This is a genomic window from Pseudomonas sp. C11 (assembly GCF_034683865.1).
Taxonomy (GTDB): Bacteria; Pseudomonadota; Gammaproteobacteria; order Pseudomonadales; family Pseudomonadaceae; genus Aquipseudomonas.
Genome location: NZ_JAWIIP010000002.1, coordinates 434,347 through 446,071 on the forward strand (window position 1 = coordinate 434,347; position 11,725 = coordinate 446,071).

At 62.3% G+C, this 11,725-nt stretch carries 9 protein-coding genes; 7 read left to right on the forward strand and 2 right to left on the reverse strand.

The features are described from left to right. Positions 1-963 precede the first annotated feature (963 nt). The 4 genes from phhA to VC352_RS05055 all read left to right on the forward strand — a co-directional run bounded on the left by phhA (position 964) and on the right by VC352_RS05055 (position 5,435). Positions 964-1,749 (forward strand): phenylalanine 4-monooxygenase, encoded by a 786-nt coding sequence (gene phhA, locus VC352_RS05040; RefSeq protein ID WP_322978489.1) that lies wholly within the window; start codon positions 964-966, stop codon positions 1,747-1,749. 242 nt (positions 1,750-1,991) lie between these two features. After that, the gene (locus tag VC352_RS05045) at positions 1,992-2,345 is read left to right on the forward strand and encodes a 4a-hydroxytetrahydrobiopterin dehydratase (RefSeq protein ID WP_322978490.1); all 354 of its coding nucleotides are present in this window, start codon (positions 1,992-1,994) and stop codon (positions 2,343-2,345) included. After that, positions 2,342-3,538, forward strand: coding sequence for an amino acid aminotransferase (locus tag VC352_RS05050; protein ID WP_322978491.1), 1,197 nt, complete (start codon positions 2,342-2,344; stop codon positions 3,536-3,538). The genes VC352_RS05045 and VC352_RS05050 overlap by 4 nt, the downstream gene beginning before the upstream one ends. A gap of 637 nt (positions 3,539-4,175) precedes the next feature. Continuing rightward, positions 4,176-5,435 carry an OprD family porin gene (locus VC352_RS05055; RefSeq protein ID WP_322978492.1) on the forward strand — a complete coding sequence of 420 codons (1,260 nt, stop codon included), beginning with the start codon at positions 4,176-4,178 and terminating at the stop codon, positions 5,433-5,435. A gap of 210 nt (positions 5,436-5,645) precedes the next feature. On the opposite strand, the gene VC352_RS05060 is transcribed toward VC352_RS05055, so the two are convergent. After that, the gene (locus VC352_RS05060) at positions 5,646-7,022 is read right to left on the reverse strand and encodes a GntP family permease (protein ID WP_322978493.1); all 1,377 of its coding nucleotides are present in this window, start codon (positions 7,020-7,022) and stop codon (positions 5,646-5,648) included. A gap of 51 nt (positions 7,023-7,073) precedes the next feature. Further along, positions 7,074-7,607 (reverse strand): gluconokinase, encoded by a 534-nt coding sequence (locus tag VC352_RS05065; protein ID WP_322978494.1) that lies wholly within the window; start codon positions 7,605-7,607, stop codon positions 7,074-7,076. 338 nt (positions 7,608-7,945) lie between these two features. Between VC352_RS05065 and VC352_RS05070 the strand changes: the two genes are divergently transcribed. The 3 genes from VC352_RS05070 (at position 7,946) to VC352_RS05080 (ending at position 11,679) form a co-directional block, all read left to right on the forward strand. After that, entirely contained in the window at positions 7,946-8,977 is a 1,032-nt protein-coding gene (locus VC352_RS05070) for a LacI family DNA-binding transcriptional regulator (protein WP_322978495.1), read from the forward strand. An 86-nt stretch (positions 8,978-9,063) separates the two neighbouring features. After that, the gene (gene edd, locus VC352_RS05075; protein WP_322978496.1) at positions 9,064-10,890 is read left to right on the forward strand and encodes a phosphogluconate dehydratase; all 1,827 of its coding nucleotides are present in this window, start codon (positions 9,064-9,066) and stop codon (positions 10,888-10,890) included. A 102-nt stretch (positions 10,891-10,992) separates the two neighbouring features. Beyond that, a complete protein-coding gene (locus VC352_RS05080) occupies positions 10,993-11,679 on the forward strand; it encodes a bifunctional 4-hydroxy-2-oxoglutarate aldolase/2-dehydro-3-deoxy-phosphogluconate aldolase (RefSeq protein WP_322978497.1) in 687 nt (228 codons plus the stop codon). Positions 11,680-11,725 lie beyond the last annotated feature (46 nt).

An 11,725-nucleotide genomic window follows, 5' to 3' on the forward strand; every position in this document is an offset into this window, starting at 1 on the left:
GACCGACAAGTCACTGACGCCATGTTTTAGACGATCACCCAGACAGGTACAGCCCGCAAAGACAACCTTTCACCCCCTCTCTTCACCCACCTGCTGCCACCCTGACCAGCAGCCATCGGATGTTGTCTGACGGTGTAGCAATTTACTTACAGCTTGATGCCCGACATCTCAGAAATATTTTGTTACACACACTCGATATCACAAAGCCATTTTCAAGAGCTCGAGAACTCACATATATCCACACAGGCAGGCTGTAAAATTTTCATGACGTAAAAATAAACTTACAAAAAGCGCCGTTCTTTCCTGAGAGCACGAACCAGTCTTTAACAGGCTTCATATATAAAAATATGAATGCATAACTCTCATGAGCCATTGCTTAGATATGAAAAACAAATGATCCAATCGGCAAAACCACGCAATACACAACCACCCCGGATATTTAACTCTCGCCCCGGATTCTGAAATCTGATTGGCACTTACCCCATCATCTAACAGTAATGGCAAGACAATCGACGCAGATTTCTCATGCAACCCGATGAGCACAGCTTTGCTGCCCGCCATTCGAAGATATGAAGTTCAAACGCTTGCAAATTGCAGAGTATCCCGCACATGGAAAAGATATCGGATCAATCCGCACGCATCGTTTGCCGGGTATGAACCCTATCTCCCTCTCGATACTCCGCATCGTTGCACACCGTTACCACCGCCAACCCAAGGCAGACGCAAGACACCGACCAGAACGGTGTGGCTATTTTCGATGCCCTGGCGAAAAATCGTAACGATTAATTTACATATAGAACCTGAAAACGCCTTGATCGGCGCTAATCACCAAAAAAAGTAAATAAAACGTTACGAAAAGAGTGCCTTAGCCGCCCATACCAGCATTGCCCTGACCTGGCCGCAGGACCTCTCCCACGCCATGCTCGACCATGACAAGAACAACAGCCTCAGAAGGAGGCCGCGATGAAGAGTACGCAGTACCTGGCCCGTGAACCGGACGCGAGTGGCTTTATCCATTACCCGGATTGTGAGCATCAGGTGTGGAATACCTTGATCACCCGCCAACTGGAGGTGATCCAGAATCGCGCCTGTCAGGAATACCTGGACGGTATCGAGCAACTCGGCCTGCCCCTGGAGCGCATCCCACAGCTTGGCGAGATCAACCGTGTACTCGAATCCACCACTGGCTGGCGCGTGGCACGAGTACCGGCACTGATTCCCTTCCAGACCTTCTTCGAGCTGCTGGCCAGCAAGCAGTTTCCTGTTGCCACCTTCATCCGTACGCCCGAGGAGCTGGACTATCTGCAGGAGCCGGACATCTTTCACGAAATCTTCGGCCACTGCCCGTTGCTGACCAATCCCTGGTTCGCCGAATTCACTCACACCTACGGCAAGCTCGGCCTCCAGGCCAGCAAAGAGCAGCGTGTCTACCTGGCGCGGCTGTATTGGCTGACCATCGAGTTCGGCCTGCTCGACACGCCGGCTGGCCGGCGTATCTATGGTGGCGGCATTCTGTCCTCGCCGAGGGAAACCCTCTACGCGCTGTCCGATACCCCCGAGCACCAAGCCTTCGATGCGCTGGAAGCGATGCGCACGCCCTACCGCATCGATATCCTGCAGCCGGTGTACTTCGTCCTGCCCGAACTCAAGCGGCTTTTCGAGCTGGCCCAAGAAGACATCATGGCGCTGGTGCATCAGGCCATGACGCTGGGCCTGCACGCGCCGAAGTTTCCGCCGAAAGCGGCGTAGACCGTGATTGCCCATTACGCACGAATGGTGCTGCCCTCTCGATTCGCCGCGAGGGCGCGGCTCCTACACGATGGTGCAATCCGCCGACCTGCAGGAGCGCCGCCCCGGCGCAAAACGATTACAGCCTTAGTTCATCATCGACCCCGCCCTCTCGATTCGCTGGGGGCGCGACTCCTACACTCGATGGTTAACTGATAGGCAGCAGCCTGATTCACCCAAGTTTCTTACCCAGGAGACCCCCCATGAGCCTTGCCCAAGCCCAATGCGAAGCCTGCCGCGCCGATGCGCCCAAAGTGACCGATGAAGAGCTGGCCGAGCTGATCCGCGAGATCCCCGACTGGAGCATCGAGGTACGCGGCGACCACATGGAGCTGGAGCGCGTGTACCTGTTCAAGAACTTCCGTCACGCCCTGACCTTCACCAACGCCGTGGGCGCCATCGCCGAGGAAGTCGGCCACCACCCCGCCCTGCTCACCGAGTGGGGCAAGGTCACCGTCACCTGGTGGAGCCACGAAATGCGCGGCCTGCACCGCAACGACTTCATCATGGCCGCACGCACCGATGTACTAGCAGCCAGCGCCGAGGGTCGCAAGTGAGTCACTTCGCCCAGGTCGCCCGCGTACCGGGTGACCCCATCCTCAGCCTGATGGAGGCCTATCGCCTCGACAGCAACCCGGCGCGCCTGGATCTGGGCGTGGGTGTCTACAAGGATGCTCATGGCCTGACGCCGATCCCCGGTGCGGTTAAGCTGGCCGAGCAGCGCCTGATCGACGCCGAACAAACCAAGACCTATATCGGCGGCCATGGCGATATGGCGTTTGGCACGCTGCTCAGCCAACTGGTACTGGGGGCTGACTCCGCACTGCTCGCCGAGCAGCGCGCCGGCGCAACGCAAACACCTGGTGGCACCGGCGCCCTGCGCCTGGCGGGTGATTTCATCCGTCACTGCCTGCCAGGGCGCAGTATCTGGCTGAGCGACCCGACCTGGCCGATCCATGAGACGCTGTTCGCCGAGGCCGGGCTCGAGGTCGGCCACTACCCCTATGTCGGCGCCAACAATCGTCTCGACGTGGAAGCCATGATCGACGCCCTGGCCCACCTGCCCAAGGGCGACGTGGTACTGCTGCACGCCTGCTGCCACAACCCCACGGGTTTCGACCTCGCCCCGCGCGACTGGAAACGCGTGCTGGAGGTGGTCAAGGCGCGCGAACTGCTGCCGCTGATCGACTTTGCCTACCAGGGCTTCGGTGATGGCCTGGAGCAAGACGCCTGGGCCGTGCGTCTGTTCGCAGCCGAACTGCCGGAACTGCTGATCACCAGCTCGTGCTCGAAGAACTTCGGTCTCTACCGCGAACGCACGGGCGCGCTGATCGTCTGCGCTGGCGACACCGAAAAGCTCCTCGATATCCGCAGCCAGCTGGCATCCATCGCGCGCAACCTGTGGTCGACACCGCCCGCGCATGGCGCTGCCGTGGTGGCACAAATCCTCGGTGACGAGGCACTAAAAGCGCAGTGGCTGGATGAACTGGAAGGCATGCGCCTGCGCGTTGCCAGCCTGCGCCGTGGCCTGGTCGAAGCGCTGGCACCCCACGGCCTGAGCGAACGCTTCGCGCACATTGCCGAACAACGCGGCATGTTTTCCTATACCGGTCTGTCACCACTGCAGGTGCAACGCCTGCGCGAGGACTTCAGCGTGTACATGGTCGGCAGCGGCCGCGCCAACGTCGCCGGCCTGGACGCGAATCGGCTGGATTACCTGGCGGCTGCCATCGCGCGCGTCTGCAACTGACGCCCCAGGCCTGACGGCATAACGGATCAGGGGCTCGAAGAGCCCCGGCCCGACGACCACCGAGACGTGCCTGCGTGGCGCCCCGCCGCACCTTGATTTCCGCACTGAGGGCACCGAGCCCTGCCCCACGCGCAACAGCGCCTCCTGATAGATGAACTCGACTGGGGCCTTGTTCATAGGGTCAGGCATGCCTCGCTCCGCTCAGCCAAACCCGCAAGTCATCACACAACAAAATCATAAATTTTAAGTCACCGCACGCCGTCAACGGCGCTGACTTCGCGCGAAACATCGCAAAAACCGCGATTATTCGGGCACACGCCATTGAACTTTGGTCTAAACGGCGATTGACAAAAAGAAAAGGTGCTGCCGATAATCCATCAAGTTGTATGACAACGTATAACAAAAAGAACAGGATCACAGCATGAACATCCCCACCTCACGCATCGCATCTCGGCGCCCAGCCTCGCGCCATTACACGCCATTCAACGGATTCGCCGGAGGCTGAACTCAGCCGCCGGCAATGCTGGCATCGCCAGCCTGTCACCCCCACCGGGGTCATCCTGACCTCTCCGCCATGCAGAGCCGTTCCTGGCATCGGCAGGGGATGGTTCGTTCTGAAACTGGGAGCACAACAACAATGACTGCACGCACTACCCTACCCCTGGCCCTGCTGGGCAGCACTGCCCTGGCACTGATCATGCCGATGAGCGTCCAGGCCGGCGGCTTCGTCGACGATGCCAAGGTCTCGCTGAACCTGCGCAACTACTACTTCAACCGCAACTACCTCAACCATTCCGGGCCGCGCCTGAACGGTGACGACCAGTCCCAGGCCGAGGGCTGGACACAGAGCTTCATCCTCGATGCCCGCTCCGGTTTCACCGAAGGCACCGTCGGCTTCGGCCTCGATGTGCTGGGCCTGTACAGCATCAAACTGGACGGCAGCGACACCGTGGCCAACAGCCAGTTGCTGCCGATCCATGACGATGGCAAGCCGGCGGATCAGTTTGGTCGTACCGCCGTCGCCGCCAAGGCGAAGATCTCCAAGACCGAGCTGAAGGTTGGCGAGTGGTTCGCCGTGCTGCCGATCCTGCGCGCCGACGATGGCCGCTCGCTGCCACAGACCTTCCAGGGCGCGCAGATCACGTCCAACGAGATTGCAGGCCTGGGCCTATATGGCGGCCAGTTCTGGAAGAACAGCCAGCGTAACGATGCCAGCCGCGAAGACATGAGCTTCAACGGCTTCGATGGCGACGACTTCAACTTCGGCGGCGCCGAGTATCGCTTCAATGGCAACGCCACCATGGTCGGTGCCTGGCATGCTCGCCTGGAAGACGTCTACCAGCAGAGCTTCGTACAACTGACTCACAGCCAGCCGGTCGGTGACTGGGTGCTCGGCGCCAACCTCGGCTATTTCACCGGCAAGGAAGAAGGCGCAGCCAAGGCCGGTGACCTCGACAACAAGGTCTACCAAGCCAGCTTCTCAGCCAAGACCGGCAACAACACCTTCACCGCCTCCTACCAGCGCCTGACAGGTGACACCAAGTTCCTGCGCATCGATGGCGCCAGCGGCGGCAGCCTGGTCAACGACGGCTTCACCGCCAGCTTCGACAACCCCGAAGAGCGCTCCTGGCAGTTGCGTCACGACTACAACTTCGCCGGCCTCGGCATCCCTGGCCTGACCCTGATGAACCGCTATACCAGCGGCGACAACATCGAAACGACCAGCCGCAGCAACGCCGAAGAGTGGGCCCGCGAATCCGAGCTGGCCTACACCATCCAGGACGGCACCCTGAAAAACCTCAGCGTGCGCTGGCGCAACTCGAACATCCGTCGTGACGTCGGCCAGGACTTCCACGAGAACCGCCTGATCATCAACTACCCGCTGTCGATTCTGTAATCCCGAGCGAGCACTTCGCTTCGATTGACTCCAATGTGTTACGGCACCCTAGGCCCGTCCTCGTGACGGGCTTTTTTTCGACCGGCCAAAGGCAGAGAGCCAATCGAAGCCCGAAAAGCCTGGAATCTCATACAGCCAGAGCCTAAATAAGAATGCCTGGCTGCAGCAGCCAGGCATTCAACGCATCTCCCTCAGGTTCCTGCGACAGAATCAGAGCAACAGGCTGCCGATCAGCGCCAGCAGGAAGGCGATGCCGCCGAGCAGCGTCTCCATCACCGTCCAGGTCTTGAGGGTGGTTTTCTCGTCCATCTGCAAGAAGCGGCTGACCAGCCAGAAACCCGAGTCGTTGACGTGCGAAAGCACGGTCGCGCCGCCAGCGATGGCGACCACGATGAAGCACAGGTCGAACTGGCTGAGCCCGGGTGTGGCTGCCACGGTAGGTGCCATCAGTGCGGCGGCGGTGGTCAGCGCCACGGTTGCAGAGCCCTGCGCCACGCGCAGTGCCGCAGAGATGACGAACGCGGCGACGATCACCGGCAAGCCGGTATCGGCCAGCAACGACGACAGCGCATCACCAATTCCACTGGTGCGCAGCACATTGCCAAACATGCCACCCGCGCCGGTCACCAGCACGATGGAGCAGATCGGCCCGAGCGCCCCTTCGCAGGCTTTCTCCAGATGCTTGCCGCTGTAGCGCCCGCTGAACAGCAGCAGCGCCAGGAAGGTGGTGATCAGCAGCGCCACGGGCGTCTTGCCGAGCATGCGCAGAAACTGCACCCAGGTATCGCCCGCCTGGACATGGCCGGTCACGGTGAGCGTGTTCAACCCGGTATCGAGGAAGATCAGCACTAAAGGCAGCAACAGGATCGACAGCACCAGAGCGAAGCTTGGCGGCGCCACCGACGCATCACGCTCGGCGTCGGTGAGAAAGGTGCTCGGCAGCTTCACGTCGAAGCGCTTGCCGGCCCATTGACCGAAAAGATAACCACCGACGTACCAAGTGGGCAGCGCAATTATCGCGCCGATGATTACCAACAGGCCGATATTCGCGCCAAGCAGATCAGCCGCCGCCACCGGACCGGGATGCGGCGGCACCAGCGCATGCATGGCGGCGAAAGCGCCCGCAGCCGGCAAGGCATAGAGCAAGGTCGAGCCACCAAAGCGCTTGGCCACGCTGAAGATGATCGGCAGCATCACCACCAGCCCGGCATCGAAGAAAATTGGAAAGCCGAATAGCAGCGAGGTGACGCCTAGCGCCAGCGGTGCGCGCTTCTCACCGAAGGCGCCGATCAGGGTATCGGCCAACACCTGGGCACCGCCGGTCATTTCCAACAGTCGCCCGATCATGGCACCAAGCCCAACCAGCAGGGCTACGGAAGCAAGGGTATTGCCGAAGCCGGTCAAGAGAGTCGGCACGATCTGCTCGAAGGGGATCTGCGTCACCAGCGCCGTGACGACGCTGACCAGCACCAGGGCCAGAAAGGCATGCACCCGCAGGCGCATGATCAGCAGCAATAACAACGCGACAGCAGCCGCCGCCGTGAGCAGCAAGCCCGTGGCATCAGGCGTGGAAGCCAGTTGGTTCATGGTCTACCTCATTATTTTTGTCGTAGAACAGCAGCTAGGAAGCGAGGTCGGTCAGGCAGGCCTCGCAATGACATCCGCCGACTTCCACCAGGTCTCTGCCGCAAGGCTGAGCTGATCGACGGACAGGGTTGCGTCGAGCGCCAGCGTCAGCGGCTCGACGTGAGGGGGTTCCAGCGCAGCGAACTGACTGTCGATCAGGCTGGCAGGCATGAAATGGTCGGGACGACTGGCAACGCGCTGGCCAGCCGTCTCCCGGCTCAGCTCGAGATAGACGAAACCCAGCCCAGGCACTGACTGGCGCAGTTGCTGACGGTAAGCGAGACGCAAGGCCGAGCAGGTCAGGACTGCCCGCTGCCCCTGGCAAGTGGCCTGGCGCAACTCCTCGCCGAGGCGCGCCAGCCAGCCGCCACGATCGTCGTCATTCAGGGGAATGCCCGCACTCATCTTGGTGATGTTGGCGGCTGGGTGGAATGCGTCACCTTCGATGAACAGTGCATCGCAGCGGCGCGCGATGGCCTGCCCGACACTGCTCTTGCCACAACCGGCGACACCCATGACGACCAGTGCATTGATACGGCGATGCATAGGCACCTCACTGAAGTAGCGCTATCTCTGCTTTAGTCACAGAAAAAGCGCCGTGATTCATTATACTTTTATCGTGATCGCTGCATTAATTCGCACGATAGCGTCATTAAAGCTGTTTAAAGGCCTTCACCTATTTGCCAGCCTCCAAAGACAGCGCTATCCTAGACAGCAGTTTCTAGCTTGGCAAGCACCGCAAGTCTGCCGATGCGATCCCCGGAAAGCGTCCACGAGCGCCCCAGAGGCTGCGCCACGGCATTTCACTGATTGCCATGCAGGGCTCGCGATCCAGGCGCCGAGTGCAGCAAAATACAAGAAACACAACAGGCGACATGCCCCAGATGAGCACTGCAAAGACAGGTAAAAGCACCCGCACCACCGGCCGGCCGACCCTCAATGAAGTCGCCCGCCAGGCTGGCGTCAGCCCGATCACCGCTTCGCGTGCCCTGCGCGGCATCCCCACGGTCGCCGAAGATCTCGTACAGAAGGTGCGCGAGGCTGCCAGCAAGCTGGGCTACGTGGCCAACCCCGCAGCACGCGCCCTCGCCTCCTCGCATAGCCAGACCATCGCCGTGATCGTGCCGTCGCTGACCAACCAGCTGTTCGTCGAAACACTGGAAGCCATCCACGGCGTGATGCGCCCGCGCGGCCTGGAAGTGCTGATCGGTAACTCGCACTACTCGCGCGACGAAGAAGAAGACCTGATACGCAACTACCTGGCCTACCAGCCACGCGGCATGCTGCTGACCGGTTTCGAGCGCACCGAAAGCGCCCGTCGCCTGCTCGATTCCAGCGGCATCCCCTGCGTTTACATGATGGACATCGACCCCGGTGCCGGCCTGCACTGTGTCGGTTTCTCGCAGATCCAGGCCGGTACCTGCGCCGCTGAACACCTGATTGCTCGCGGTCGCCGTCGCCTGGCCTTCGTCGGCGCCCAACTGGACCAGCGCACCCTGCTGCGTGGCGAAGGCTTTCGCCGCGTGCTGCAACGCGCCGGCCTCTACGATCCGACCCTGGAAGTGCTGACACCCCGGCAATCCACCGTGGGCCTGGGCTGTGAACTGTTTGCCCGGCTGGTGGCCGAGCAACCGGATCTGGACGGCATCTTCTTCGGTAACGACGACCTGGCCCAGGGCGCCCTGCTCGAAGCCATGCGCCTGGGCATCCGCATTCCGGAACGCATGTCGGTGCTGGGCTTCAACGACCTGCAGGCCTCGGCATTCAGCGTGCCGCGCCTGAGCAGCATCCGCACCCCGCGCGAGGCCATCGGCCGGCGCTCGGCCGAAATGCTGCTGACCCTGATGGCCGGCCAGACACCGGCCGAACAGGTGCATGACCTGGGGTTCGAGCTGATGCTGCGCGAGAGCACCTGAAGGATGCCTTGCGCCCAACCACCAACCACAGTGAGCGAATGCCCTTCGCGCCTGTCGAGATGAATACCTGATTCGGAGTCCGCCACATGCATCCACGCATCCTTGAGGTCACCGAGCGCCTGATCGAGCGCAGCCGCGCCACGCGTGCGCGCTACCTCGCCATGCTCGATGCCGCGGCCGCCGATGGCCCGCAGCGCGGCAAGCTGCAGTGCGCCAACTTCGCCCACGGCGTGGCAGCCTGCAGCGGCAGCGACAAACAGCGTCTGCGCCTGATGGACTCGGCCAACGTGGCCATCGTCACCGCCTACAACGACATGCTTTCGGCGCACCAGCCCTATGCCGACTACCCGCAGCGGATCAAAAAGGCGCTGCAGGCGATCGGCTCGGTCGGCCAGGTGGCCGGCGGCGTACCGGCCATGTGCGACGGGGTCACCCAGGGCGAGCCAGGCATGGAGCTGTCTTTGGCCAGCCGTGAGGTGATAGCGCTGTCTACCGCTGTCGCCCTGTCCCACAACATGTTCGATGCCGCGCTCTACCTGGGCATCTGCGACAAGATCGTGCCCGGTTTGCTGATCGGTGCCCTGCGCTTTGGCCATCTGCCGGCGCTGTTCATGCCCAGCGGGCCGATGACCTCCGGCCTGTCCAACAAGGAAAAGGCCGACGTGCGCCAGCGCTTCGCCGAAGGCCGTGCCAGCCGCGAGGAACTGCTCGAAGCGGAGATGCAGGCTTACCACAACCCGGGCACCTGCACCTTCTACGGCACCGCCAATACCAACCAGATGCTCATGGAAGTGATGGGCCTGCACCTGCCGGGTTCGTCCTTCGTCAACCCGGACGCCGAACTGCGCCAGTGGCTGAGCGATGAGGCCGCGCGCCGCGTGGTACGCCTGACCCGACAGGGCGGCAGCTTCACCCCGCTCGGCCGCCTGGTCGACGAGCGCGTGCTGGTCAACGCCGTGGTGGCCCTGCACGCCACCGGCGGCTCCACCAACCACACCCTGCACCTGCCGGCCATCGCTCAAGCCGCTGGCATCCAGCTGACCTGGCAGGACATGGCAGATCTCTCCGAGGTGGTGCCAACCCTGGCGCGCGTCTATCCCAACGGCAAGGCAGACATCAACCACTTCCAGGCTGCTGGCGGTGTGGCCTTTCTCGTCCGCGAACTGCTCGATGCCGGCCTGCTGCACGAGGACGTGGACACCATCATGGGTCGCGGCCTGCGTCGCTACACCCAGGAGCCCTTCATCGACGGCGAGCGCCTGGTCTGGCGTGACGGCACGGCGCAGAGCCTCGACGAGAACATCCTGCGCCCGGTCGCCCGGCCCTTCTCCGCCGAGGGAGGCCTGCGCGTGATGAGCGGCAACCTTGGCCAGGGGGTGATGAAAGTCTCCGCCGTCGCCCCCGAACATCAGGTCGTGGAAGCGCCGGCGCGGATCTTCCATGACCAGCAGCAACTGGTCGACGCCTTCAAGGCCGGTGAACTGGAGCGCGACCTGGTCGCGGTGATGCTGTTCCAGGGCCCGCGTAGCAACGGCATGCCCGAACTGCACAAGATGACGCCCTATCTCGGCGTGCTGCAGGATCGCGGCTTCAAGGTCGCACTGGTCACCGACGGGCGCATGTCCGGCGCTTCGGGCAAGGTACCGGCGGCCATCCACGTTTACCCGGAGGCCATCGATGGCGGCCCACTGGCCCGCCTGCGCGATGGCGATACCATCCGCGTCGACGGCCGCCTTGGCGAACTGCAAGTGCTGGTCGACGCCGCCGAACTGGCCGCGCGCCAGCCAGTGCAAACCCCGACAGGCGGCGGTGAGGGTTGTGGCCGCGAATTGTTCGCCTTCATGCGCAATGCCTTCAGCTCGGCCGAGCAAGGCGCCAGCGTATTCACCCAGGCCCTGAACGAACTGAAATAACCCATACATCGCGACGCTCCAACAGCGTCGTGATGACAAAAGCAAAGACAGCGCTATCTTAAATGCAACACCGAGGCCAAGGCCTGAGCGAGGATAAAACCGATGAACACCCTGCAACGCCGCAAGGCCCACAGCCCGGAGCTACCCGACATGGCCAGCCATACCGCGCGCATCGATGAGCTGTGCGCCGCAGCGCGCATCCTGCCGGTGATAAAGATCGAACGCGAAGCCGATATCCTGCCGCTGGCCGACGCGCTCGCCGCAGGCGGCCTGCACACGCTGGAAATCACCCTGCGCTCGGATCTGGGCCTGGAAGCCATCGCCCAACTGCGCAAGCTGCGCCCGGATCTGCGCATCGGCGCAGGCACCGTGCTCGACGAATCGATGCTGATCGAAGCGGTGGCCGCTGGCGCCGAGTTCATCGTCACCCCCGGCGGCACCCAGGCACTGCTGGAGGCTGGCCGGGAATCGCCGGTTCCCCTGCTTCCAGGTGTCAGCAGCGCCTCGGAAATCATGCTCGGCTACAACCTGGGCTATCGCCGCTTCAAGCTGTTCCCGGCCGAACTGGCCGGCGGCGTCGCCGCGCTCAAGGCCTTTCGCGGCCCGTTCGGCAACGTGCGCTTCTGCCCCACTGGCGGACTCAACCCGGGCAACCTGCAGCAATACATGCAGCAACCCAACGTGATGTGCGTAGGTGGCTCGTGGATGCTGGAGGACGCCTGGATTCGCGGCGGCGACTGGCAGCGTGTCACCCAGGCCAGCCGCGAGGCGCTGCAACTATTGGCATAACCCTGTAGTAGCAGGCACAGTCGGCTCAACACCGCTGGCATTTTTC